Genomic DNA, 23,106 nt, shown 5'->3' with positions numbered 1-23,106 from the left:
TCTGTGAGAGTTCTGCGACAGCCCCGGGAGCCGACCCGTTTCCGCAGGTCGCTACTCGCAAAAGTCCTCTCGAAACCCGCATGTTGTGCGAGGCGGTTCTGAGAGACTGCCCGCATGGATCTCACGCCCGATCAGGCAGCATTGGCGGTAGAACATCACGACTGCCCGAACTGTGACGCGCCCGCCGGCAGCGCCTGCCGCACCCGGGGCGGGAAGACCGCCGCGAAGTACCACACCCCTCGCTTCGTCCTCGTCCCCGCGCTCCGCGAAGAACTGGAGATCCCCGTCCCCGCCGACCGGCACCCGGCCCAAGAGCCGACTCATCTGGCTCCGCAACCCCAACGTCGTCCGGCTCCTCCGGGGCCTGACCACCGGCACGATTCCGCTCACCCACGACGGGCTGCACCAGGAAACACCCTGGCGAACCGTCGCTCACCTACGTGACCTGCTGATGGACAGCGGCGTCCTGCCACATGTCGACCGGCAGCTCATGCTCTATCAGCGCTGGCTGACCGAACGGCTCGCCGTCATCGAGGGCCCCGAACACCGTCGGCGTCTACAGCACTTCGTCACCTGGCACCAGATGCGGCGCCTGCGGAGCAAGGCGGAGAAGGGGCCTCTGGGACGCTCCCAGATTAGCCAGGCGAAACAGGAGGTCACCCAGGCCGCCGCCTTCCTCGCCTGGCTCGCCGACCGAGACCGCACCATCGAACACTGCCAGCAGGCCGACCTCGACGCCTGGCACACCGAGAAGCTGGCCACCCGGCGCCCGGCCCAGACGTTTCTGCGCTGGTGCATGAAGACGAGCCGGATGCCCCACCTCACGCTGCCACCCCAGGTCATCAACCAGGACGAAGCGCCGCTGCACCAGCACCGCCGACTCGCCATTCTCCGGCGGATCCTCAACGACGACTCGCTACCTCTGCGGGCCCGGGTCGCGGCCGCGCTCGTTCTCCTCTACGCGCAACCCGTCACCTGCATCGTCCGCCTCACTGTCGACGACGTCCTCGACGACGGTGCCACCGTCACCGTCCGGCTGGGAGACCCTCCGTCCCCGCTGCCGGAGCCCGTCGCTGACCTCATCCGGGCCTACGTCCAGTCCTGCCAGCACCTGCCATACGCCAGCAGCAGAAGCTCACAGTGGCTCTTCCCAGGCCGCCACCCCGGACAGCCGATGAATCCGGTCAGCCTCCAAGTCCACCTGCGGAAGATCGGCGTCCCTCCTCAGCGCGGCAGGGCTTCCGCGATCCGGCAGCTCGTCCTTCAGGCCCCAGCCCCCGTCATCGCGAAGGCGCTCGGCTACCACGACAAGACCGCCACTCGGCTGGTCACCGAAGCTGGCGGAACCTGGGGTCGATACGCCCCCGGTGACCACGGCCGAACCTAATCCGAGAGGATCTTCAGGTGACTGATCACCGGCTTGCCTCTTCGTGGACCACCACTCGCGACCATCTCACTGCAGCGATGTCCTGCCTTACCGAGACAGCAGAGATCGACCCAAGCGGAGTGCAGGAGTGGCTCGACCACAATGAACTGGGACTCGCCTTCGACGACCTTGTCGATCTGGGGCATGACCACGAGCTTCCGCTGGCCTTCTGGCAGCATCTCGACGAGGCAGCTCGTGAGATGAACCTCTACTCATCTGTTCTCGACAAGCCGCACCTCACCTCAGCAGACCTCTGTCGGCGCCACATCGCAGCCGCATCGGAGAGCGACGACACACACGTTGAGTGACGGGACTCCTTCACAGGCGTCGAATACGCGACACCTCAACATGCGAGCCCACCAGTCCCGTGGCCGGTTATCTCTGCGATGGAAGGCTGGTGCTGTCCCCTGGCCGGCCGGCGCTGGTATCGGTGCTGCAGTTCGCGGAGAACCTCTCCGATCATGCTGCGGCGGATGCGGTCCGCACCAGATCGACTAGAAGTCCGCGTTTAACTCGTGCTTTCACTCGGCACGGGGTCCGAGGCTAGATCAAAAATGCGAGGGGTGCTCCTGACCTGCAGCGATAGGGCTTGTCTAGAGTCCTGTTGGCTGCACGGAAAGAAGCACTCTCCAGGTGAGTATGCGGAGCAGGTTTTCCGCGTGTCCGCGTCGAGGGCGGCGGCGGGGTCTCGCATGCTGTTGGCCGAGACGGTCCGCGAGTCCGGCTTGGACGCCATGGCTTGCTCCGTGGCGCAAGCCCCGTGCGGTGCACGGTCCGGACATTGTTCTGCTGGATGTGGCGCTGTCCATCGCGCTCGGCGGGGACTGCCTGCAGATGTGGGCATACTGCGGGCCGAGCCGGCCATATTCGGCCAGGTGGCTTCCGAGCCGGTGGCGGCGTGACGCCCCTGCGCCGCGCCGCCACCCGCTAGGTTCTCGTCACCCCACAGCGCCGAGCGGCAGCGGATGGGCGCCCTTCTCGCTCGTCTCTCTACATACGGCACTCAACGGCCGGTGCCCGGCATTGACGATGATCGGTCTGCGCTTGCTGATGGAGACGGGCGTCATCTAGGCGATCCGGTGAGGTATCGGGGAAGGAAGACGTTCGTCACCGGCTACACGCACCATGTGGGCCCTGCGGTGGTGCGCGCACTGCTCGAGGACGGTGTCGATGTCCTGTTGACCCGGCCCGCGCTGTGGTTACCGGAGGTGGATCGCAAACCCGGTCTCACCGGGCACGTGCGCCTCCTTGAGGACCATGTTTTCGTCGTAGTCGCCACCGTTGCGGGAGCGGTACGGCAGCGGCTCGGTCGTCTCCAGCGTGCGCAGCCGCTCGCGCAGCGCGTCGCGGGCCTCGGTGAACTGCTCCGGGGGCACCCGGTCGGCGCCGTACACCGCGTACGGCGGGAGGACCGACATCCCGGTGTAGAAGAACGTCCCGTGCTGGAGGCTGAACAGCAGGTCGTCCAGTGAACCGTTGACGCCGCGCGGGCCCAGCGCCGCCTCGCTGGCCCCGCCCGTCACGACCGCCATCGCGCGCTTGCCCGCCAGTCTGCCCTCGCCGTAGTGGAGCGTGCGGCCGTCATCGCCGGACAGGCCGTACGCGAAACCCTTCACCAGCACGCGGTCGATCCAGCCCTTGAGGATCGCGGGAACGCCGAACCACCACAGCGGGAACTGCACGACGATCGCGTCCGCCCAGACCAGTTTCTCCTGCTCGGCAACGATTTCAGGGCTCAGCGTGCCACCGGCGTAGGCGCGGGCGGACGCCCCCGCGACCTGCAGCCGCTCGTCGGCGGCCTCGGTGCCGTAGTCGGTCGCGTCGACGACCGGATTCCACTTCATCGCGTACAGATCCGACTCGCGGACGTCATGGCCGAGGTTCCGGAGTGTCTGGAGGCTGTCGTCGCGGAGGGCGCCGCTCAGCGAGCGGGGTTCGGGATGGGCGAATACCCACAACAAGTTCATGATTCGATCATCAGGCCGTCGCGGAGCGTAAGCGAGTGGCCTGATGGACAATCTGTGCAAGAATCGGGCCATGTCTTCGTCCGCAGCGTTCACGCACCCCGGCCGCCACCGCGTCGCCGTCTTGGTGCGGCACGGGATGCTCGTAATGGAACTCGGCATCGTCCAGCGGCTGTTCGGTCAGGCGCGCTCGGCTGCAGGCGAGCCGCTGTACGAAGTCGTCACCTGCACGCCCGAGCCAGGGCCGGTGCGCACCGACTCCGACGTTGTCATCCCCGTCCACCGCGGTCCGGAAGCGCTCGCGGAGGCCGATACCGTGATCGTTTCGGCGTCGATGGCCGACTATGAGTCGGCCGCGTGCGAGCTGGCCCCGCCGGTGCGCACCGCGCTGGCGGGGATCCGGGAGGGCACGCGGATCGCGTCGATCTGCACCGGCGCGTTCGTGCTGGCCGCCGCCGGCCTGCTAGACGGCCGCCCGGCGACCACGCACTGGCAATCCGCTGCGGACCTGCAGGAACGGTTCCCAAAGGTCGACGTCGACCCGTGCGCGCTCTACACCGACGACGGCGACGTCCTCACCTCCGCCGGCGTCGCCTCCGGGATCGACCTGGTCCTGCACATGATCCGCCGCGACCACGGCACGGCCGTGGCCAACGAGGTCGCCCGCGGCACGGTCGTCTCCCCGCACCGCGAGGGCGGCCAGGCCCAGTTCGTCCGCCGCCCGGTGCTCGAGCCCCGAACGTCGTCGACAAAGGCCGCCCGAGCCTGGGCGCTGGACAACCTGCACCGCCCGCTGACGCTACGCGAGCTGGCGGCACGCGAGTCGATGAGCACCCGCACGTTCACCCGCCGCTTTCGCGAGGAGGTCGGCGTCTCAGCGCTGCAGTGGCTTACGCAGCAACGAATCGAGCGCGCCCGCCAGCTCCTGGAGGAGTCGGCCCTCCCGGTGGACCGGGTGGCAACGGAAGCTGGCTTCGGCACGGGAGCCTCGCTGCGCCAGCACTTCCAGGCGGCGCTGGGCGTGTCGCCGAGCGCGTACCGGTCGACGTTCCGCGGCGAACCGGCGGCCCAGCCCGGCTACTGAACTTGAATATGTGTTGTCGGCCTGATCGTGTCAGCTGGTCAGGGTCAGACCGGTGCCTGTGAGGCAACCGTCGATGAGCTGCGGTCGGTACCGGGACTTCTTGAGACTGCGCTTCACGGCGGCGAGCTGGTCGAGGTTCGCCGCCGCGAGGTTGCCGATCGTCCGTTTCCCCGGAGACCAGATGCCTTCCTGCGGGTTGAGGTCAGGTGCGTAGGACGGAAGCGGAAGACGGTCAGCCAGTCCTCGTTCGCAGCGATGGATTCCTTCATCTGCGGCATGAGACGGGTACGCAGGTTGTCCCAGACCAGGACGACGGGGCCTTTGAGCTGGCTGTGCGCCCGCTCGATGAGGTCGCGGTAGCCCTGCCAGGTGAACCCCTTGGGCTCGCCCCTGCGGCCCCGGTGGACGCGGAAGCTGTAGATCAGCCGGGAGCGGTCTCCGGGGCGGAAACAGACCGTCCCGCCGTCGAAACCCGCCCTGAACCCCGTGCCCGGACGCGCACGACCGGCGTCCGACCGACCCGGCCCCAGGACCTCGCCCGTGGCGGCCTCAGCGACTGGCCGGCCTCATCCTCGCAGACGATCCAGGCTCCGTTGGGCCGCCGCCGTGCCTTTACCTGCGGCCACACCTCCTCCTTCCACAACCCCACTGCCTCGCCGTCACGTTCGACTGCCCTGCGGGCCGGCTGCTGCCAGGACCGGCCATGACGCCTCAGCAGTCGCCATGTCCCCTCCACCCGGGTAGTGGACAGAGCCGCTGCTGCCACGCAAGGAAGGCCGGTTCCGGCACCCTGGACGGAAGCCGCTGCCGGACCGACAGGTGTTGTGCGGGGTCCTCTTCGTGCTGCACACCGGCATCCAATGGGAGTTCCTGACCCGAGAGTTGGGTTTCGGGTCGGGCATGACCTGCTGGCGGCGACCGCGAACTGGAACGAGGCCGGCGTCTGGCAGCAGTTGCACGAAGTGCTGCTGGCCGAGCTCAACGAGGCGCCCCGTCCCGACTGGTCGCGTGCGGGGGTCGACTCCAGCCACGTGCGGGCTGTAAAAGGGGGAGCCGGACGGGACCGAGTCCGGTCGACCGTGGCCGAACGGGATCGAAACACCACCTGATCACCGACGGACACCGCACACTGCTTGCCGTCATCCTCACCGGCGGCAACCGCAACGACGGCACCCAGCTCATGCCGCTGATCGACGCCATCCCACCGGTCAGCGGCCGGATCGGGCACCCGCAACGCAAGCCGGACTCACTCTTCGCCGACCGTGGGTACGACCACGACATCTACCGCGACCAGGTCCGACAACGCCGCATCGTGCCGGCCATCGCCCGCCACGGCACCCCTCCACGGCACCGGACTGGGCACCTACCGCTAGGTCGTCGAACGCAGCCTCGCCCGGCTCCACGGCTTCAAACGCCTCCGCATCCGCTGGGAACGCAGAGCCGACAGACGGCCTTCACGACGTCGGTGATTCGGTTGGTGCTGCAGCTGAGCTTCCGCAGGAGGCGCCAGCCTTTGAGGGTGGCCATGGCCTGCTCACCGAGACAGCGGATATTGGCGTAGGTGGTGTTGTGGCGGCGCTTCCGCTGCTTGAGGCCCGGCCCCGAAACGGCACCCGGACAGGTCCGCCAACGCCTTGACGCGCCTTGTCTGCACAACATTTGAGTCCTGCTTCGGTGAGGGCTTCGATGATCCTGTGCCATCGCGCGGCGGTCAGGTCGTGCGTCGAGCCGGGCAGAGCCGGCGAGGCCCAGAGCAGCCGTCCGAACGGATCGGTCAGGACCCGCATGTTCATACCATGGCGCTTATGGTTCCCGGAATAGTAGGCGGTGTAGGCGGCAATCCGGTCGATCGGCAGCAGGGCGCCGTCCACGATGACGAACGCCTTATCCCGGATCGTCCGCATCGCCTCGGCCAGGGAAGGGGCGAGGGCGGACAGGGCGTCGACGGCTTCGCGTACGTAGCGGTAGACGGTCGCGATCCCGATGCCGAATTCGGCGGCAAGTTGGGCGTAGGTACCGCACCGCAGGTGGGCCAGGGCGAGCAGGGCCGGACGCGCGGCGGAAAGGCGCCGCCACCGGTCCCGATGCCCTGCCCTTTAGCCGTCGGTTGTCCGGTCAGGAACCGCGAGGTGCGGCTGGACAGATCGATCGAGGACGGGTAGACAAGCAGCCAAAGCTTCTGGCAGACACGGGTGATCTTGGTGGAGAACCCGTCTACCAGGAGCTGCGTCGTTGCGCAGGGCTGTTCAGCTCGGGGTCAGCGCTGCCAGCTTGGAAAAGGCTCATTGTGTTAGCCGTTGTTAACGGAGTCCTATCAGGTGGTGGCGTCATCAGGTCGCCACGGCCCTAAGAAGCGAGAGTTTCCGTACTGCTTCACTTGACGTCCTGAGTATCTCCGACAGTTCAGGCCCACGTCCTGCGAGGCTGTCCAGGATCACTGCCATATCGCCACCGACGTCTGTTCGGCCTCCCGTCTGGACGTAGACGTGAGAATTGTTGTGGCTTATGCGGTACGTGCAGTCAGGTGATCCGTATAGCTTGATCGCTGTCTCCACGTAGTCTCCAGAATAAGCGGCAGGCGCCGAGGCGGCAAGCAGGGTGTACATCACCATGAGGCGACATTCCTCGCCATCCAGTGGAACGTCAAATCCTAGGGGAAGGCATATATCTCGCTCATGCATCCATGCATCCCAGATCGTATGGGTGCTGAACACGGACCAGTGCAATTCTCTCCGAAGTGGACCCTGCTTCACTTCGGAGGACCCTTCCATAACGCGCCGGAGGAACAACTCCCCTTCCCGTTGGATCAATTGCGATAGTTCATCCACCGTCTCCTTCACGGATTCACCCTCCGAGTGCCTCATCCATGCGGCGGGGGAGGTCTTCGGACTGAAGCTCCTGGGGTTTCCGAAAGGAAATTCGGTCTCATCTAGCATAGATATATGCACGTTGGCTATATCACGAACGTGGCGTACCACTTCGTGCACCGACCAGTCCGTGCATCGAGACTGTGCGTTGAACTGAGATTCGTCGATGTTGTTCAAGAGCTCAAGAAGTGCGTGCCGACGGCGACGCAATATTGCGTAGACCGCCTCTGCGCCTTCGCTCCATCCTTCAATCTCGGAAATCGTGTAAGTCGTACGTGAGTTCACCGGATCAACCATTCGTGCTTTTTGAAGCGGTAGTGACGGCTCGCGCAACTGCCTCTGAGTTGGTTATAGATCTTCAGTGAAGGGCTTTGCAGTGGCCCGGTCCAAAGATGCAGGAATCGGCCACTACAGAGGCCTCGTCGAGGCCGGCGAAACGCAACTCGTGTTTCGGGCAGCTTCGCTGAGGATTCCTGTCTCTCTACGAGACGGGAATCTAATCAGCCGCCCAGACGGCCGATCTTCTTGGCAAGCTCCTCCAGATCCGACGGGGTTGCAGACCAGATGGTGCGAACGTGCTCGGTGATGTCCTCGGCAGGCCAGTTCCACCAGGCGATGCGCAGCATGCGGTCGATGTCCTCGTCTGGAAGTCGCTTCTTGATCTCTTTCGCGGGGTTGCCTCCGACCACGCTGTAAGGTGCGACATCGCTGGTGACCAGGGACCGCGCTCCAATGACCGCACCATCGCCTATGGTGACGCCGGGCATGATGACGGCTTCACGACCGATCCATACATCGTTGCCTACGACGATGTCGCCCCTGCTAGGAAGATTGGGCAGCAAGTCGGCCGTCTTCTCGAGCCACGATCCGCCGAAGATGAAGAAGGGATACGAGGTGGCGCCACCGGGCATGTGGTAATCCGTTCCCGGCGACATGATGAACTTCGTCCCCATGGCCAGGCAGCAGAACTTACCGATGACCAGTCTTTCCGGTCCATACGCATAGAGAACGTTGTTGTCCTCGAAGCCGGCGGCGTTTTCGGTGTCGTTGTAGTAGGTGAATTCACCGACCTCGATCTTGGGTGACTTGATGAGCGGCTTGAGGAAGACGGTGACGTCCTCGGCCGCCTCGACGAGTCCGGGACGTCGCTCGCTTTTGATCATGCCGGGGATGCGGGGGTTTGCGGGATCGGGGAACGTGGTCATGCTGTGGACCATCCTTGGTGACTGTGTCGGTGTGTATCAGTGGCTCGCCACGCGGCGTTCGGTGGCTCGCAGCCCCTGTTCCCCATTCGGCTGACGCTCGCCGACCAGATGGGGCCAGGACGGAGTGGATCAGGTCTCGTCTGCGGTCAGCAGTGTGATGGGAACACCCACGAGGGATCCGTATTCGGCCCATGATCCGTCATAGTTGCGCACGTTCTCGTATCCAAGGACTTCGCTGAGTACGAACCACGTGTGCGCGCTCCTCTCTCCGATACGGCAGTAGACGATGGTCTCTCGTTCGGAATCGAGAATTCCGTACAGCGCCGCGAGCTCGTCATCGGAGCGGAAGGTGCCGTCGTCGTTGGCGGCCTTGGACCATGGCACATTGACTGCGGTGGGGATGTGTCCTCGCTGGAGGGCCGCTTCCTGGATCAGGTGGGCGGGGGCACTGAGTTTGCCCGAGAACTCCTCGGGCGAACGCACGTCCACGAGATTGAGTGAACCGGTGGCCGCCAGGACGTCATCTCGCAGGGCTCGAAGAGATGAGTTCGGATCTGATGCCTTGTACGTGGTGGGCTGGCGGGTAGCCACTTCCTTCACCAGTTCCCGGCTGTCGAGTTCCCATTTCTTGCGCCCGCCATCGAGCAGTCGTACGTCTTCGTGCCCGTACACCTTGAAATACCAGTAGGCGAATGCCGCGAACCAGTTGTTGTTCCCGCCGTACAGAACCACAGTGTCTTCGCGCTTTACGCCCTTGCGAGACAGGAGCTTTTCGAAACCGTCTTGGTCCACGAAGTCTCGGCGAACAGGATCCTGCAGATCCAAACGCCAGTCGATTCTGAGCGCCCCGCGGATGTGATTGGTGTCGTATGCGGCCGTATCTTCATCGACTTCAATCAGAGCGAGGTTAGGATCATCGAGGTGCTTGTACACCCAATCAGCGTCGACCAGTGTGCTGGCTCGGCTCATATTGTTCTCCATGGAAGTCGTCTTACTGCAGCTCTGTATAGTAATAGGCTCACTTGAGTGGCAAGTTTTTTGTCCTGGAGGCAAAATAGCGAGTCAACCGGGCAAAGACGGTCCGACGGTAGGTGCCATCGTCGCCTTAACGGCTGTCCCGTAATCCCCGGTGGGCGCACGACGTCGGCTACGGCACCTCGCCGCGTTGTCGGATCGCCCGAATACGCCCAGTACGAGGATGACCCTCCGCCTTGCGACGCACCGCATCCGACGCCGCGCGCCAATCCACCGGGGATTACGGGACAGCCCTAGCCGTGGGCGCCCTGGAAGATCTCGCGTTTACGCCGGCGTGGAAGCTTTCGCAGGCCGCGTTGTCGGCTGATGTCGACCGGGTCACTCCGAGCCGGTCGCAGAGGTCGGCGAAGGCCCGTGATCCGTGTTGTCCGGGTTCAACCAGTCGTAGCAACACTCCTGGTCGACCATCGAACGTGCAGTGTGTGGTCTTGCCGACTGCCGTCGTTTTCGCTGGCGGTCATTTGCGCAAGGCTAAGCACTTCCTCGCTTTCACGGAGCTTCGCCTACACCCTGAAGCACCCAGAAAACGCCGTGCTTGGCCCTCACCCGAGCTGGCAGTGGTAGACCGGTGGCCTGTCTTGAGGACAGGACCTAGCCCCCTCGCGGGTGAGCGTGACCGTCACTTGACGCTGCATTGTGTGCCGACCTTTGCGGGTAGGCCGTGCGTCACCCGCGTGCGTGAACGGAGCCCCACCCTCCATCGACGCTGAGCAGCTGACCGGTCACGTAGGAACTGGCAGGACTGGCGAAGAAGAGGATGGCCTGCGCGATGTCCTCCGGCTCGCCGAGCCGCCCGAGGACGTATTCCTTCGTCAGCATCTCCTCCAGCGCCGGATTCTCCGTGACGGCGCGGGAGAAGTCCGTACGGGCCACGGCAGGCCTGACCGCGTTGACCCGTACGTTCGCGGGACCCCATTCTGCGGCCAGAGCGAGCGTGAGTGCGTCCACTGCGCCCTTGGTGGTGGCGTAGAGGCTTACATTGGCCATGCTCCGGTCGCTTCCCACTGCGGAGGTCACGTTGACGATGCTCCCGCCGCCGACCGTTGCCATGTGCGCGGCAGCTTTCGCGCCCAACAGCAAAGGTGCGCGCGTATTGAGTGCCCACAGCGCGTCGGCTTCCTCGGCCGTCATATTCTGAGCAGGCGTCAAGCTGCCCAACTGGCCGGCGTTGTTGACGAGGACGTCGACTTGGCCCAGCTGTGCGATAAGAGCCTCCCAGACCGCCTCGGGAGCCTCAGGCCGGGACAGGTCTGCCGAAATCACTACCGTGACACCCGGCAAACTGTCCGCCAGCGCCTTCATCGACTCTTCACGGCGGCCGACCAGCGCGAGCCGCGCACCCGCACGGGCGAGGAGGAGAGCCGTACTCGCTCCTATTCCCCGCCCACCGCCGGTGATCACCGCCGTCTTGCCGGCAAGCGGGTGAGTGGGCAGACCATCGAGTGTATTGTCCGTCATTGTTGTGTCCTTTTAATCGTCGAATATGGCATTCAGGGCAACAGAGGGATTATTTTTTGCCCTCGAATTCGTGATACGCGTCACTCGGCGGGTCGGCGGTAGGCGCCGTACCACCAGATCCTGGCGAGCTCACGGGCGAATGAGGCGTCGCCGCTTCCGTCGTCGACGCTGATGTGGCGGGCGATCGCCTGTCCGCCTCCCCACACGATGATCCGGCTCGCGGCCACAGCATCGAGATCGCGTGTCGTTGACCCTGCTTCCTGCTCGGCCAGCAGCGTCTCCAGCACGTGCTCGTCAAACCCTTCGAGGTCGGCTGTGTAGAAGTCGCTCACCTCTGGGTCGTAGGCCGCCACCTCGCGGATCGCGGTGATCAGGCTGCGGTGGGTACGGTGAACAACGATCACTTCTTCGAAGAACCGGGTATACCGGTCTGCTCCGTTTTCTCCGACAGCTGGATCCCACTGGCGGGCCAGTGCCAGTAGCGACTCACGCAGTTGAGCGGACAGGCGCGCCAGAATGTCTGACTTTCCGCGGAAGTGTGCATAGAAAGTGGCTCGTGAGACGCCAGCCTGGTCGATGATGCGTTGCACGCTGATCGCCGTGAAGGGCTCGCCTGTACCAAGGAGCTGCGTCACCGCCGACAGCAGGCGAGCCTCGGTCGCCTCTGCTTGCACCGCATGGTGGGTGGACCTGCGTCGCGTAACGGATCGCAACTCGCACTTCCTCTCGTCTGTGTGGGATTACGCAGAGGGAGAGGGAATGCCTCGCTCCGCGCGGCTCTCATGCATCCTGCGTCGGCCTGACCGCCGCCGCGTTCGTCGCGATCTTCGTCAGAACTTCTGCGAATTCACGAGGGTGGGAGTAGAAGGGCGCGTGGTGACCAGGGACGCGGTACACAGCATCGGCACGTTTCGCCATGTCTTCCTCGACCGCAGCGACGGTGGACACGTCGTTGTCCGGGATCACATAGCTGTTGGGCACGGTTTTCCAGCCCGCCCGCGTCACCGTCTCGAAGTCGGCACGCACGGTCTGCGGGACGAGCCTCGCCATCGCCTCGACCGTCTCCGGATTCGAGGCGTCACCGTCATAGAAGCCTGCGGGAAGATTCAGATCGGGGTTCTCCGGCGGACGCAGGCCCACCAGCGAGTCGGGGACCGGCACGCCGTGCATCTGGAACATCCCCTCGCCCACCTCGAGCATGTAGGCCGCCACGTACACGGCGTGCACGACATTGGAAGCCGCGTCGATCGCCTCAGTGACCGGTACCCCGCCATAGGAGTGCGCCACGACGATCACCGGGCCGGCTATCGCCTCCAAGGACCGCTTGATCACTTTGGCGTCGTCATGCATGCCCGGCAGCGGCTCAACTGCCGACGGGTCCTCCACCGCACTCACGAGGCTCACCGCTCGCGTGGACCAGCCATCGCTCTCCAGAACTTGCTGCAACCGCTCCCATACCCACGGCCCGTGGTGGCCCCCCGGAACCAACAGGAACGTCGGGCGGCTCACACTCGCATTCACAGCACATCTCCTCAAGCAGGTCCTGCCGTGCACGCCCCACGGCGCAGAATCGGTCGACGAGACCCTTACGTAATGACCATACAGTATGTTCAATCATGCTCATCGCTGGGCGACGTCCGTCTATCGCGGGCCCGCTCGCGAGGCCGGAGAAGCGGCTGCGCCACGCCCGCTACCTGCTTGTCCGACCGGACCGGAGAACACCGTCACCTTGACCGCGAGCTCCTCGGCGTCTCCAGGAACGATCTACAACTGCGTGCCTGATCTGAAGGGCGGTCGCCTCGCGCTCGCCGAGGCGACGGGTGCGCCGGAACTGCGCCGACACTCCAGGGCCGCGGACTGATCACTCCCGTTTGCGGCTGGTGGCACGGTTCTTACCGGTACCCCAATGTGCGGGAGGTGTGGTGTTCTTCTCTCGCCAGGTCCTGCGTACGCCGGCCGCTCGTTTTCACCCGACCGCCGAGGCGTCTCACGTGCTGCTGTTCCTGGGGAACAGAAGTGCTTCGCGGTGGCGGTGGGATGCCTGACACCCGTGTCGGCGACGGTCCTGCAAAGCCACCCTGCCCCCGAGCGGCCCAGCCGCGCAGTCCAGGCAGACTGTCGCCATCGCCCCCTGGGCGCGGCTGTGCGCGGAGCCCAAGCCGTCGCCTCTTCCCCCCTGCTCGAACCGAACCGCTCGCTTGCTCGTTCATCGGCCGCCTGCATGAGTTGAGGCGAAGCTTTTCGCAAAGCGATTTGCTTTCACACTGATGTAAAGGTTAGAGGCTGGTCCGAGTCGCCGCGTTTGCGGAGGCTCGATGTGAGCCGGAGGCCATCTCTCCGAGGCTCTGATCATGAAGGACAGTCGTCGTGACCACTACCAGATAGACGTTCCACGGACCTTGTCTGCGGAACGTTTGCCCCTCCTGCCCCTGATCGTGAAGCCAGTCGACCTAGGATGCTGACATGGACATGACTTCGGTAAAGAACGCCGACATCAACTTTTATTTCGACCCCATCTGTCCGTTCGCGTGGATGACGAGCAAGTGGATCCGGATCGTTCAGGCACAGCGCGACTACACCGTCGACTGGCGGTTCATCTCACTGCGTCTGATCAACTCGCACATCGACTACGACACCCACTTTCCTGAGGAGTACCACGCACAGCACACCGCGGGCCTGCGACTGCTGCGAGTGGCGTCTGCGGCCCGGGAGAAGCACGGACGCGAGGCGATCGGCCCGCTCTACGCGGCCTTCGGCGCGCGCATCATGGAGGCCGGACCCGACGAGGGCCGGGACCCCGGCTGGCAAGGTGCCCCCGACCTCGCCGCCGGTGCCCTCGCCGAAGCCAACCTTCCGACCTCGCTCGTCGACGCACTCGACGACACGGCCCGAGATGCCGAGATACAGGCCGAGTCCGACGAGGCGCTGTCGCTGACGGGCAAGGATGTCGGCACGCCGATTGTGCACTTCGAGCCGCCGGAGGGCATCGCCTTCTTCGGACCGGTGATCAGCCGGCTGCCCGATGAGGAACAGGCAGGGGTGCTGTGGGATCACGTCATCGGCCTCGCCCGGTTCCCCGGCTTCGCCGAACTCAAGCGCAGCCTGCGCGAGCGTCCGCAACTACCGTCGTTCGGCGTAACAGCGCAGGAGACGGGCAAGACCGAGGACTGGCACGCCGGAAGCCGCAGACTCAAGAAGTAGCTCTGCCAGGGCCCCCCGGCAGCCGGCGGCGGATCCCGCCGCAGGTTGGAACACGATCCACTACCGCGGTCGTGCGATGTGGTCGGAGCAACCCATCGCGTGGTCGGAGCACGAAACGGTCAATCTGTTATCCGGCCGTGCGGCCAGGTCGGCGAGCACGGCGACCACGACCAGCGGGGCTACCGGGAGCCAAGCCACAAGTTAGGGGGCTTCGGCTTCGATCCGTGCCTTCGCGCGGCCTCGCACATGCTCAGCCCTGCCCCTCGGTCGGGGCGTAGGCGCCTCACATTGAGAGATCATGTCCGACGCCAGGCTGCGGCAGGCGGCCGTCGAGGTACCGCGAGGACTGGCGGGCGCCATCGTCACCGATACCGCACTCGGGGACGTGCGGGGAACCGACGGTTTCTACCGCTACCGCCAGTACTCCGCGATCGAACTGGCGGCGAGCCGGGGCTTCGAGGACGTCTGGCACCTGATGTTCCACGGGACGGTGCCTGATGTGGGGCCTCGGCCGCCTTCGCCGCCCGCGTCGCCGCACTGCGCCACCTGGCAGACGAGGTCGCCGAGGCGCTGCAGGCGATCGCCCGGGCGACCGGTCCGCTCGCCGGACTGCGCACCGCGCTGTCGTTGTACGGCTCCGCCACGGGCCTGGGCCCGCTGTACGACACCGATCCTGACGGCACTGCAGCGGATCTCGTGGCCAGGAGCCGCTCGCGCCGCGCGACGACCTCGGACTCGCCGCCAACTACCTCTACATGATGACGGGTTCAGAGTCGGACCCAGTGCATGCGCGAGTGATCGAGCAGTACCTGGTGGCGACGCTAGACCACGGTTTCAACCCATCGACGTTCACCGCGCGGGTGATCGGGTCCACCGGCGCCGATCTGGTGGCCTGCCTCTGTGATGTGCATGAACCGGGCCCCGCGCCGCATGACCATCCTCGGATCAGGCTTCGTCGCCAGCGAGCTAGCCCTGTGTTCTCCTCCAACGGCGTCGAGACCACCCTCATCGCCCGAGGCGATGTACTGCTGCGGAAGGAGGACATCGACGTGGCGCGACGCTTTACCGAACCGGCACAGAACCGGTGGGATGTACGTCTCAACCGCAAACTACTGAGGGCCGCCCGCAAAGGCGGCGTCCTGCTGCTCGACCTTGAGAGTCCTGAAGGTGCGGAAATGCTGGAGACTGACGAACTGCTTGTTGCCACAGGCCGGCGCCCCAACTCCGACCTTGTGGACGCTGCTGCGGGAGGCCTCGTACTGCATCCAGACGGCCGTATTGTAGTGGCCGCTCAGCAGGTGACGTCGGTATCTGGAGTCTGGGCCCTCGGCGACGTCTCCTCTCCATGGAAGCTCAAAACACGTCGCCAACCACTAAGCCAAGACCGTGCAGCACAACCTGGTACACCCCGACGAGCGCCGCACCTCGAACCACCGCTACGTGCCTCACGCCGTCTTCTCGTCCCCAAGGATTGCCTCGGTTGGGATCACCGAGCAAGAAGCTTGGGCGACGGGGCGTGCTTATGTGTCCGCGACACGAGAGTACAGCGGTGTCGCATACGGGTGGGCGAAGGAGGACACCACCAGCTTCGCCGGAGTTTTGGCGGATCCGTCCACCGGAAAGCTGCTGGGCGCGCACATCATTGGGCCTGAGTCATCGACACTCATCCAGCCGCTCGTCCAGGCAATGCCCATCGGCCCGCAGGCCCATTCCATGGCCAAGGGGGGGAGTACTGGATCCATCCGGCCATGCTCGAAAGGTGCCGGTGCATGGTCAGTCCCCACGTCGGCAGTCCTTCTGCTGTTCAGGCCGGCTGCCTGGCGGCCAGGAGCAGTTCGGCGGTTTTCCGGGCGGTGCGTGCGCTCGTTTTCGATCGGTCGAGATGAGCGGCCGCATTGGCGCCGTCATACACCTGCACGAGCGCAGCCACCAGCAGGCCATCCTCCGCCCCAGGGGGACCTAGGAGACGGGAAAAGAGAGCCGGCAACCAGACGCGGTCGCGCGCGACGGCTTCCTTCACCCTCTCGTGGTGGGGGTACTCGGCTGCCGCGTTGGCGAATGCGCAGCCCCGGAAGTCGGGCTCCGAGATCACCTCGTGGAGCACGTCGAAGACGGACAGAATCCGCCCCTCGACCGGCATCTGTTCCCGAGCCTCCACCTCCCGTGTGACGCGGACGCGCATGGTGTCGCTGCGGCGGCGCAGGTACTCCGCCACCAGATCTTCTTTGGTGCGGAAGTGGACGTACATGGTCGACTTGGACACACCGCTCTCAGCGATCACCCGGTCGATGCCCACCGCATGGATGCCCTCTGCGTAGAACAGCCGGTCCGCTGTCTCAAGGAGCCGTTCACGCACCGCGCTTGATTTTTTCTCCATGTCACCAGTATCGAACGAACAGATCTGTTTGACACGACAGGCCGGAATCTTTACCGTGGTACAACCGAACGGACAGTTCTGTTCGATCCGAGTCGTGGATGCAGGATCAGGCCGTCACCCAGGACCGGTGGATCGATTACATGAAGGCGACAGGGAGAGATTGATGATCAACGGTGTCGACATGGACGCTTTGAGACAGACCGTGGACGCGGTCCGGGACAAGCCGGAGTTGGCCCAGGTCACCTTCGGCGTCCAGTCCGAATGGAGCGGGGGCGCTCACCAGCGGGCCACCACGACCGTCCCCCGGCAGAACGGTGAAGTCATCGCCAGCCGTACCGCCACGTACACCTTCGAGTCGGACGAGCCCACAGCGCTGCTCGGCACGGACAAGGCGGCAAACCCTGGCGAGTACATCCTCCAGGGCCTGGCAGGCTGCTACGCGGTGACCTACGCGTCGGTCGCAGCCACGCGCGGCATCGAGCTGAGCTCTCTGAGCCTGGATCTGCAGGTCGACTTCGATCTCCAGGGCTTCCTCGGCATCGACAAGTCCATCCGTCCGGGAGCACAGGAGATCCGGGTGGACGTCCACGCGCAGTCGCCGAACGCGACGGCCGAGCAGCTCGAGGAGCTGACCGAGCTCGTCCAGCAGCGCTCCCCGATCAGGGAGACACTGGCCAACTCCGTCAAGGTGACGACGACGCTGGTGACGGACAAGGCTCAGTAGCCACAGAGGCGTGGCTGGTGCACGGCAGCCACACGCCGCGAACAGGGCCGAGGAGGGGCCCTCCCGACAGTCAGGGAGGGCCCGGAGAAGAAACGGCATGAAAGGACTTTCTTGTGGTTGACGCGACTGGATCATCTCCCATATTCGATTCCGTCGACTACGGAGTCTTGATCCCGCTGGATGTTTACTTCGACGACCTTGACCCGTACGGGATGCTGCATAACAGCCGTTACGCTGTGATGGCTGAACGTGCTTTCAACACGTACGCGTTTAGTCTGGGGTTCGGCAGATCCGAAGAAGCCGTGCCGTCCCATCACGTCGTGAAGGCAGTCGCCATCGTGTTCGACCTCCCTTTGATCGGCAATGGAGAAATCGCCGTCCACCTCTGGACCGAACGGATAGGCCGCACATCGGCAACAATGGGATTCCGCGTATGTAACCGTGATGGCAGCACCACATATGCACGCGGTACGCGGACCATCGTGAATGTAAGCGGAGAGACGATGCGCCCCACCGAGTGGTCTGAGGGCCATCGAGCGGGGTTCGATCGAATCCAGGGCCCTGAAGCCTGAGATCCTCGCCCGCAGTCGATGGCGGAGCTCGGCGATCGGCCGGCCCGAGGTGTTGGTGGCGAAACAGGTCAGCCGCATGCCGTCCGCGTCCGTGAGCCGCAACTGGGCCCCGGGGTGGGGTCGTTCCTTCCTGACGATCAGCCGCATGCCCTTGGGCCAGCCGGTCAGGATGTCTCCGGTGAGTTCGGCGACCCAGGCGCCGTCACGGATCTCGCCGTCCGCTTCGACGGCCGGTGTCCAGGCCGATGCCGGAACCCTCAGCACGCGGCTGTGGATCGCGGCTGTGATCATCATGCCGACGGAGTAGGACAGCCACCGTCCCCGCCGGGCGCGCCAGGCGACGAAGTCGTGGGTGCCGCCCGCGGAGTCGGTGCGGATCAGGGTCCGGCGCCCGCGCCGGTACTTCTTCGGCAGTTGGGCCAAGGCCAGCTGGGCGGCGGTGATGTGGTCGGTGGCCGTGTTCGATCCCGCGTTGCCTGGTCTGAGCAGGGCCGCGACCGGCTCCCCGGTGCCGCCCAGCCCGTGGTCGACGAACCCCATCAGGGGGTGGTGGCCGTAGGTCTTCTTCCACGTGGGTGCGGCGTCTTCCTTGTCCGATTGCGCGATCACCAGCACCCCGTCGAGGTCCACGGTCACCGTCCCGCCCGCATCAGGCGCTTTCCGGTCGGCCAACCGCCAGATATGTCGGCGGACTTCAGCCCGCGCGGCACGGATGGCCCGCAGGGCCTTCTCACCGGAAGCGGCGGCGGATGGCTTCGTGTCCGCGGGGGGTCTTCGGCGCTCGCTGGGTTTGTGTGGAGTGGGTGATGGCGAGTTCGTAGGTGAGGTCCTGGAGGACGGCGGCCGGGGTGTGGCGGGAGAACTCGATCGTCCAGGCGGGCTGTTCGGCGCTCCTGCCGCCCCAGAGTGTCCAGGCGGGGCCGGTGCGGGCGGTGGTTGCGCCGACGGCGGCGGCGACATCGAGGCGGAGGCCGGTTTCGCCGTGGGGTGCGGGCCAGCTGATGTGGTGGCCGTTGATGGTCGGTGTCCAGCCGAATTCGGTCAGCGGGCGGGTGACCGTGGTCAGGGTGCGTTCGGTGAGGGGCGGGCTGGTCCGCTCGATCCATGCGGTGTCGGTATCGAGGCTCTTGAGAAGGGTTTCGATCATGTCGGTGGGTGTGCCGGCGGTAGCGGTGACGTGCCAGGTGCGTTCCCCGACGGGTGACTGGTAGGAGGCGATGGTCCATGCGATGTCCCGGTCGCGGGCTTCGTGGTCGAACTGGACGCGCAGGGTGAGGGATTCATGGTTGGCGACGGAGGCGTCGTCGGACCATGTCCGGTAGTTCTCCCACTCACCGTGATCCTCGACGAACGAGGCGAACAGCGCCTCGTGGGCGCCGGCGGTGACGAGGGCGGGCGCGGTGTCCGCCCCCGCGCTGGACAGTTCAGGCTTGGTTGTCGGTGTGGCGGGTGTGGTTCGGGCTTCGGCGGTGTCGCGTTCGGTGTCGGTCATCGGTGCGGGGCCGGGGAGCATGGTGTCGGCGTGCATTTCCTCGAAGGCGGTCAGGGCCTGGGCGGGGGAGTCGAAGGTGTTCGCGATCTGCCGCAGGTGGTTCTCGCCGTGGAGGTAGACGCTCTTGCCGGTGTCGAGGTAGGTCCCGACCGCGACGGTGGTGTGCCCGTCCTGGGCGTGGGCGTGGATGAGGAGGCGGCTGTGGCGGATGTCGTCGTAGATCTTCTGTGCCTGGTTGGAGACCTCGCGGATTTCATCGCGGGTGCACCAGGGCATGGGGTAGTTGGCCCAGGTCCATTCTTCGTCGATCGCTTCCCGGAGTTCGGGGGTGATCTCGACGGTGATTCCGTCGGCTCTCAGTTGCCGGGCGGCCTGTTCGGCCCAGTAGGACTCCTCGTGGTCGATACGGGCCAGGACCAGGCGGTTGTCGGCCGTGACGTGCCAGTCGGCGGCTGCTAGGCCCACGAGGGGGATGTGAGCTTGGGTTCCGGTGAGGTTGGCGGTCACGGCGCTGGGGTGCGTGGGGTGGGTGTCGAGGCGGACTTGCGCGTCGACGGACGGTGTGCTCACGAAGGCGGTGCTCTCTTCTGTCGGTGGCCGGACCAACGTGGTCCGGCCACCAGTGGGTTCGGGGGTCAGCGGGAGGCGCGTACGGCGGGAGGGGCCGTGGTCGGCGGCGGGCCGGCGCGTGGCGGCGCCGAGGTCCTGGCTTGCGTGGGGGTATTGACCTGCGGGGGTGTGGTCGCGAGATGCCAGCGGGTACGCACGGTGTTCAGGTCGGCGAGTGCGCGGCGGGCGCCGACGATGAGCTGGTAGGTCGTGGTGGCCGGGTCGTGGGTGAGCGTCTCGACGGTCCGGCCGGTGTTCTGGGCGATGTGGAGGAGGGAACGTTGGAGGATCCGCTCGCCCCAGTACTGCGGGTCGCACCCGGACGGCTCGCCGAGGAAGCTGAGCGCCCCGGCTGGCTCAGTCCCGTGGGTGAGGAGACCGTGGTGCTGTGCTTCCCACCGGACGGTGACGGGGTCGATGGGGGTGCCGCGCCGGGCCATGGTGGTCAGGCACTGCCACAGCCCGGCGTGCAGGGGGTGGGTGAAGTCGCCGGGGGTCAGCCACCGCATCCGTTCGACACTGGCGGGCCGGGCGGTCGCCGCCGCGAGGAGCACCTGCTCCTCCTCATTCGCTTCCTCGTCGTGCACGGCGACCGGCGTGGTGGGGGTGCGGGGCAGGGAGCCTGGGTGTGGCGGGAACCGGTTCGCGATGTTGTCGACCACGGTGGTGAAGGCGCCGGCTTCGGCGAGGGTGGTGGCCACGGGGTGGGGGAGCGAGGTGTCCAGGGCGGTCTGGATGAGGCGGTGGGCGGCGGCGCGCAACTGGCTCCGGGAGTGCTCCGCTTCGATGATCCGCGCGTACGCGGGTGCGTGCCGGGGCTGGGGACAGAGCTGGACCAGGCGGTGCAGGTAGGCGGTGGTCAGTCCGCGCGTCTGCTCGTCGGCGGCGGTGAGCACTTGGTTGAGCCACGTCGTGCTCGTGGCGTGCTCGGCGGGTTCGGGGGCTGGCAGGGAGCGGATCGAGGTGAACAGCGCGGCGTGCGCGGCGGTGGAGAACGCCTGGGCGGTGATGCCGGTCAGGTCGGCGGCACGGTGGGGTTCGAGGAGGAGAGCGCCGAGGAGTGCCTGCTCGACGTGGAACACCGGGGGCGGAGGCGGTGAGACGTCGTCGCTGTTGGGGCCGGCGGTGTGGAGCATCAGGCAGCCAATGTGAAGTCGTCGGGGTTGAGGGGAAGTTGGAGGTGTGGGGCGAGGAGGTGCGCGGCGAGCAACGGGGGGACGGCGTTGCCGATCTGGGAGAACTGCTGCCCCTTGTTCCCCGCCCAGGGGTAGTCGGCGGGAAAGGTCTGCAGCAGACCGGCTTCCCGGGCGGTGATCCGGATCGACTCCGGCACCACTAGCTGCCCGACGTCTGCCCGACGGGTTTCCGAGGGCTCGGGCACCCAGACGCACTCGTTGGCGCGGTGTCCGAAGAACAGCGTGCCGGCCGGCTCGGAGAGCGACCGGATGGTGGCGTTGGCCTGGTTGTTGCTGCGCAGCGACCACGACCAGCGGTGCGCTTCGGCCGTCGCCGGTCGGCCGACGGGTGGGTTGTCCCGTGTGCCGGACGGCGCGGGCTGACCAGGGTCTTCCCGTTGGGGCGACGACGGGCTACCGGTTGCCCGTGGTGTCCAGGTGCCGCGGTCGCGGGCGTCGGTGAGGGTCTTGCGTGATCCGGAGGGGAACGGCTCGGGCCCGCCGCCGGGTCCGCCGCCGGCGCAGACGGTGGGCACGGGGCGGTCGGTGGCTCCCCAGCCGAGCGCGGTGGCCATGGAGACCCACTGCTCGCGGCCGGGCCCGAATAGGCTCTCGGGCTCGGCGGCCTGGGCGTGTGTCGGCTCAGGTGGTTCGGCGGTCCGTACGCGGGAGGCGAGCAGGATGGCCCGCCTCCGTGTCTGCGGTACTCCGTAGTCGGCCGCGTTGAGGATCCCCGTCCAGACAGAGAATCCCCAGTGGCGCAGGATCGCGGCGTACTGCTTCCACAAGGGCAGGACGTCGGGTACCTCTTCCATGGCGACCCATTCCGGCTGGCCGTGCCGGTTGAGGGCGGCCAGGTAGCGCATGGGCTCGGCCGCGAGCAGAGATCTCTCGTCGCGGCAGGAGGCGAGGAGCCGTTCGCGGGTGTCGCGCCCCTGGGCGAGGTCGGCGACTGCCTGATGGACGAGCGGCTGGTCGAGCAGCCCGAGGCGTTTGCCGGCCATCGACCACGCCTGGCACGGCGGAGAGGCGATCAGCCCGTACGTCCGACCGGTGAAAGGCCACACCGGATACATCGCCACGTCGGTACGGACCGTCAACTGACCGGCAGCCACACGGGTTCTGCACGCCCATGGGTCCCATTCCAGTCCGATGTCCCGTACTCCGAGGACGGTCAGGGCATGGCTCCAGCCACCGGGACCCGCGAACAGGTCCAGGATCAAGAAGCCAGCCCGAAGCCGTCCCGCGCCGGACCCTGTTCGGTGTCGCCGCGGCAGGCCCATGGGGAACACCCGTCGGCCGCCCCGTGCTCCGCCTCGTCCGCGTCGGGTGTTTCACCGTCGCCGAGCTGCTGTTGGCGGGCGGCCCATTCGGAGGCCGTGACGTGGTCGATCGGCGCGTCGGAGAGCGGGATGCGCGAGCGGTGCAGGAACGCCTGCCCGAGCAGCCGGTTTCCGGCCGCGTTCGCGCGGGCGTTGCCCTTGCGGATCGCGGAGTCGAACTCCACCACGTCCTGCCACTCTTCGGGGCTCGTGTCGCGGATGTGCCGCCACTGGGCGTTGCCGTGGAACGGGCACCCCAGACAGCTCGATTTGGGTGTGTCGGCGAGCCCGAGAGAGGTGAGGTAGCGGACGCAGTCGGACCGGGACCAGTTCATATCGGTAATGAGTGGATGCCGGTTGCGCATGTATTTCACATCGGCGTCCTTGGCGCGGTGGAACTCGTCGCTGGAGATGCCGACCCACTGCTCGACGAACACGCCCTTGGGGATACGTATTGGGTGCGGGCAGCCGAGGAGTTCACGCACCTTCTTTTTGATTGGTTTTATTTTATATTCACCGGTGCTTCTCTGCACTTCACTCTCATGGGTGAACGGGGCTATGTGGCTCGTCAATGGGCCTCCGAGATAGATGGGAT

At 65.9% G+C, this 23,106-nt stretch carries 19 protein-coding genes and 8 pseudogenes; 12 read left to right on the top strand and 15 right to left on the bottom strand.

Translation table 11 applies throughout. The features are described from left to right. Positions 1-114: 114 nt before the first annotated feature. The 4 genes and pseudogenes from IEY79_RS38610 to IEY79_RS34850 form a co-directional block, all read left to right on the top strand. Positions 115-444: a zinc finger domain-containing protein gene (locus tag IEY79_RS38610; protein WP_444544907.1), complete on the top strand. Its 330-nt coding sequence runs from the start codon at positions 115-117 to the stop codon at positions 442-444. Positions 445-451: 7 nt separating this feature from the next. Further along, entirely contained in the window at positions 452-1,387 is a 936-nt protein-coding gene (locus IEY79_RS34860) for a site-specific integrase (RefSeq protein WP_189111663.1), read from the top strand. 17 nt (positions 1,388-1,404) lie between these two features. Then, on the top strand, positions 1,405-1,734 hold the full coding sequence (locus IEY79_RS34855) for a MafI family immunity protein (protein WP_229701389.1): 330 nt from the start codon (positions 1,405-1,407) through the stop codon (positions 1,732-1,734). Between the two features lie 430 nt (positions 1,735-2,164). Beyond that, positions 2,165-2,325: pseudogene (locus IEY79_RS34850) on the top strand (IS1380 family transposase); the annotation flags it as partial. Positions 2,326-2,625: 300 nt separating this feature from the next. On the opposite strand, the gene IEY79_RS34845 reads toward IEY79_RS34850, so the two are convergent. Beyond that, a complete protein-coding gene (locus IEY79_RS34845) occupies positions 2,626-3,393 on the bottom strand; it encodes an NAD(P)H-dependent oxidoreductase (RefSeq protein WP_189111662.1) in 768 nt (255 codons plus the stop codon). Between the two features lie 43 nt (positions 3,394-3,436). On the opposite strand from IEY79_RS34845, the gene IEY79_RS34840 reads away from it, so the two are divergent. Continuing rightward, positions 3,437-4,474 (top strand): GlxA family transcriptional regulator, encoded by a 1,038-nt coding sequence (locus IEY79_RS34840; RefSeq protein WP_189111661.1) that lies wholly within the window; start codon positions 3,437-3,439, stop codon positions 4,472-4,474. Positions 4,475-4,504: 30 nt separating this feature from the next. On the opposite strand, the pseudogene IEY79_RS38605 reads toward IEY79_RS34840, so the two are convergent. Next, a pseudogene (locus IEY79_RS38605) lies at positions 4,505-5,210 on the bottom strand (transposase); the annotation flags it as partial. 20 nt (positions 5,211-5,230) lie between these two features. Here IEY79_RS38605 and IEY79_RS34830 point away from each other — a divergent pair. Beyond that, positions 5,231-5,919 (top strand): annotated as a pseudogene (locus IEY79_RS34830) (IS5 family transposase); the annotation flags it as partial. Here IEY79_RS34830 and IEY79_RS34825 read toward each other — a convergent pair. From IEY79_RS34825 to IEY79_RS34795, 7 genes and pseudogenes are all read right to left on the bottom strand, one after another. Then, positions 5,882-6,644: pseudogene (locus tag IEY79_RS34825) on the bottom strand (transposase family protein). The pseudogenes IEY79_RS34830 and IEY79_RS34825 sit on opposite strands and share 38 nt — an antisense overlap. Before the next feature lie 160 nt (positions 6,645-6,804). Continuing rightward, positions 6,805-7,638 (bottom strand): maleylpyruvate isomerase family mycothiol-dependent enzyme, encoded by an 834-nt coding sequence (locus IEY79_RS34820; RefSeq protein ID WP_189111660.1) that lies wholly within the window; start codon positions 7,636-7,638, stop codon positions 6,805-6,807. Positions 7,639-7,841: 203 nt separating this feature from the next. Then, entirely contained in the window at positions 7,842-8,546 is a 705-nt protein-coding gene (locus IEY79_RS34815) for a CatB-related O-acetyltransferase (RefSeq protein ID WP_229701387.1), read from the bottom strand. Positions 8,547-8,675: 129 nt separating this feature from the next. Beyond that, entirely contained in the window at positions 8,676-9,515 is an 840-nt protein-coding gene (locus IEY79_RS34810; RefSeq protein WP_189111676.1) for a sulfurtransferase, read from the bottom strand. A 732-nt stretch (positions 9,516-10,247) separates the two neighbouring features. After that, complete coding sequence (locus IEY79_RS34805; protein WP_189111659.1) at positions 10,248-11,039, bottom strand: SDR family NAD(P)-dependent oxidoreductase; 792 nt, start codon at positions 11,037-11,039, stop codon at positions 10,248-10,250. Positions 11,040-11,119: 80 nt separating this feature from the next. After that, positions 11,120-11,713: a TetR/AcrR family transcriptional regulator gene (locus IEY79_RS34800; RefSeq protein WP_229701386.1), complete on the bottom strand. Its 594-nt coding sequence runs from the start codon at positions 11,711-11,713 to the stop codon at positions 11,120-11,122. Between the two features lie 106 nt (positions 11,714-11,819). Further along, positions 11,820-12,560 carry an alpha/beta fold hydrolase gene (locus IEY79_RS34795; RefSeq protein ID WP_189111657.1) on the bottom strand — a complete coding sequence of 247 codons (741 nt, stop codon included), beginning with the start codon at positions 12,558-12,560 and terminating at the stop codon, positions 11,820-11,822. A 942-nt stretch (positions 12,561-13,502) separates the two neighbouring features. Between IEY79_RS34795 and IEY79_RS34790 the strand changes: the two genes are divergently transcribed. The 4 genes and pseudogenes from IEY79_RS34790 to IEY79_RS38530 form a co-directional block, all read left to right on the top strand. Then, positions 13,503-14,240, top strand: coding sequence for a mycothiol-dependent nitroreductase Rv2466c family protein (locus tag IEY79_RS34790; RefSeq protein ID WP_229701385.1), 738 nt, complete (start codon positions 13,503-13,505; stop codon positions 14,238-14,240). A 298-nt stretch (positions 14,241-14,538) separates the two neighbouring features. Next, positions 14,539-15,139: pseudogene (locus IEY79_RS37760) on the top strand (citrate/2-methylcitrate synthase); the annotation flags it as partial. Beyond that, positions 15,128-15,544: pseudogene (locus tag IEY79_RS38535) on the top strand (FAD-dependent oxidoreductase); the annotation flags it as partial. The pseudogenes IEY79_RS37760 and IEY79_RS38535, both read left to right, overlap by 12 nt. Before the next feature lie 82 nt (positions 15,545-15,626). Continuing rightward, positions 15,627-15,938, top strand: a pseudogene (locus IEY79_RS38530) (oxidoreductase dimerization domain-containing protein); the annotation flags it as partial. 106 nt (positions 15,939-16,044) lie between these two features. On the opposite strand, the gene IEY79_RS34780 reads toward IEY79_RS38530, so the two are convergent. After that, positions 16,045-16,617 (bottom strand): TetR/AcrR family transcriptional regulator, encoded by a 573-nt coding sequence (locus IEY79_RS34780; protein WP_189111656.1) that lies wholly within the window; start codon positions 16,615-16,617, stop codon positions 16,045-16,047. Positions 16,618-16,780: 163 nt separating this feature from the next. On the opposite strand from IEY79_RS34780, the gene IEY79_RS34775 reads away from it, so the two are divergent. Together IEY79_RS34775 and IEY79_RS34770 are read left to right on the top strand one after the other, a co-directional pair. Further along, entirely contained in the window at positions 16,781-17,341 is a 561-nt protein-coding gene (locus IEY79_RS34775; protein ID WP_189111655.1) for an OsmC family protein, read from the top strand. A gap of 212 nt (positions 17,342-17,553) precedes the next feature. Further along, entirely contained in the window at positions 17,554-17,913 is a 360-nt protein-coding gene (locus tag IEY79_RS34770; RefSeq protein WP_189111674.1) for an acyl-CoA thioesterase, read from the top strand. A 3-nt stretch (positions 17,914-17,916) separates the two neighbouring features. Here IEY79_RS34770 and IEY79_RS34765 read toward each other — a convergent pair. From IEY79_RS34765 to IEY79_RS34745, 5 genes and pseudogenes are all read right to left on the bottom strand, one after another. Then, positions 17,917-18,657: pseudogene (locus IEY79_RS34765) on the bottom strand (transposase); the annotation flags it as partial. Beyond that, positions 18,644-19,405: an SPDY domain-containing protein gene (locus IEY79_RS37750; RefSeq protein ID WP_229701392.1), complete on the bottom strand. Its 762-nt coding sequence runs from the start codon at positions 19,403-19,405 to the stop codon at positions 18,644-18,646. The gene IEY79_RS37750 and the pseudogene IEY79_RS34765, both read right to left, overlap by 14 nt. Before the next feature lie 635 nt (positions 19,406-20,040). Beyond that, positions 20,041-21,150 (bottom strand): DnaB-like helicase N-terminal domain-containing protein, encoded by a 1,110-nt coding sequence (locus IEY79_RS34755; protein ID WP_189111653.1) that lies wholly within the window; start codon positions 21,148-21,150, stop codon positions 20,041-20,043. After that, positions 21,150-22,412, bottom strand: coding sequence for a DNA cytosine methyltransferase (locus IEY79_RS34750; RefSeq protein ID WP_229701384.1), 1,263 nt, complete (start codon positions 22,410-22,412; stop codon positions 21,150-21,152). The genes IEY79_RS34755 and IEY79_RS34750 overlap by 1 nt, the downstream gene beginning before the upstream one ends. After that, positions 22,409-23,044, bottom strand: a complete 636-nt coding sequence (locus tag IEY79_RS34745; RefSeq protein WP_229701383.1) for a hypothetical protein — start codon at positions 23,042-23,044, stop codon at positions 22,409-22,411. The genes IEY79_RS34750 and IEY79_RS34745 overlap by 4 nt, the downstream gene beginning before the upstream one ends. Between the last annotated feature and the right edge of the window lie 62 nt (positions 23,045-23,106).

Source organism: Streptomyces camponoticapitis (assembly GCF_014646115.1).
Lineage (GTDB): Bacteria > Actinomycetota > Actinomycetes > Streptomycetales > Streptomycetaceae > Streptomyces > Streptomyces camponoticapitis.
The sequence above is the reverse complement of the archived record's forward strand: the minus strand, read 5'-3'. Positions and strand labels throughout refer to the sequence as shown.

Bases quoted from the DNA above. Each gene is read 5' to 3' on its own strand.
- IEY79_RS38610 (WP_444544907.1), top strand. From the start codon at position 115: ATGGATCTCACGCCCGATCAGGCAGCATTGGCGGTAGAACATCACGAC.
- IEY79_RS34860 (WP_189111663.1), top strand. From the start codon at position 452: ATGGACAGCGGCGTCCTGCCACATGTCGACCGGCAGCTCATGCTCTAT.
- IEY79_RS34845 (WP_189111662.1), bottom strand. From the start codon at position 3,393: ATGAACTTGTTGTGGGTATTCGCCCATCCCGAACCCCGCTCGCTGAGC.
- IEY79_RS34840 (WP_189111661.1), top strand. From the start codon at position 3,437: ATGGACAATCTGTGCAAGAATCGGGCCATGTCTTCGTCCGCAGCGTTC.
- IEY79_RS34820 (WP_189111660.1), bottom strand. From the start codon at position 7,638: ATGGTTGATCCGGTGAACTCACGTACGACTTACACGATTTCCGAGATT.
- IEY79_RS34815 (WP_229701387.1), bottom strand. From the start codon at position 8,546: ATGACCACGTTCCCCGATCCCGCAAACCCCCGCATCCCCGGCATGATC.
- IEY79_RS34810 (WP_189111676.1), bottom strand. From the start codon at position 9,515: ATGAGCCGAGCCAGCACACTGGTCGACGCTGATTGGGTGTACAAGCAC.
- IEY79_RS34805 (WP_189111659.1), bottom strand. From the start codon at position 11,039: ATGACGGACAATACACTCGATGGTCTGCCCACTCACCCGCTTGCCGGC.
- IEY79_RS34790 (WP_229701385.1), top strand. From the start codon at position 13,503: ATGGACATGACTTCGGTAAAGAACGCCGACATCAACTTTTATTTCGAC.
- IEY79_RS34780 (WP_189111656.1), bottom strand. From the start codon at position 16,617: ATGGAGAAAAAATCAAGCGCGGTGCGTGAACGGCTCCTTGAGACAGCG.
- IEY79_RS34775 (WP_189111655.1), top strand. From the start codon at position 16,781: ATGATCAACGGTGTCGACATGGACGCTTTGAGACAGACCGTGGACGCG.
- IEY79_RS34770 (WP_189111674.1), top strand. From the start codon at position 17,554: ATGCTGCATAACAGCCGTTACGCTGTGATGGCTGAACGTGCTTTCAAC.
- IEY79_RS37750 (WP_229701392.1), bottom strand. From the start codon at position 19,405: ATGACCGACACCGAACGCGACACCGCCGAAGCCCGAACCACACCCGCC.
- IEY79_RS34755 (WP_189111653.1), bottom strand. From the start codon at position 21,150: ATGCTCCACACCGCCGGCCCCAACAGCGACGACGTCTCACCGCCTCCG.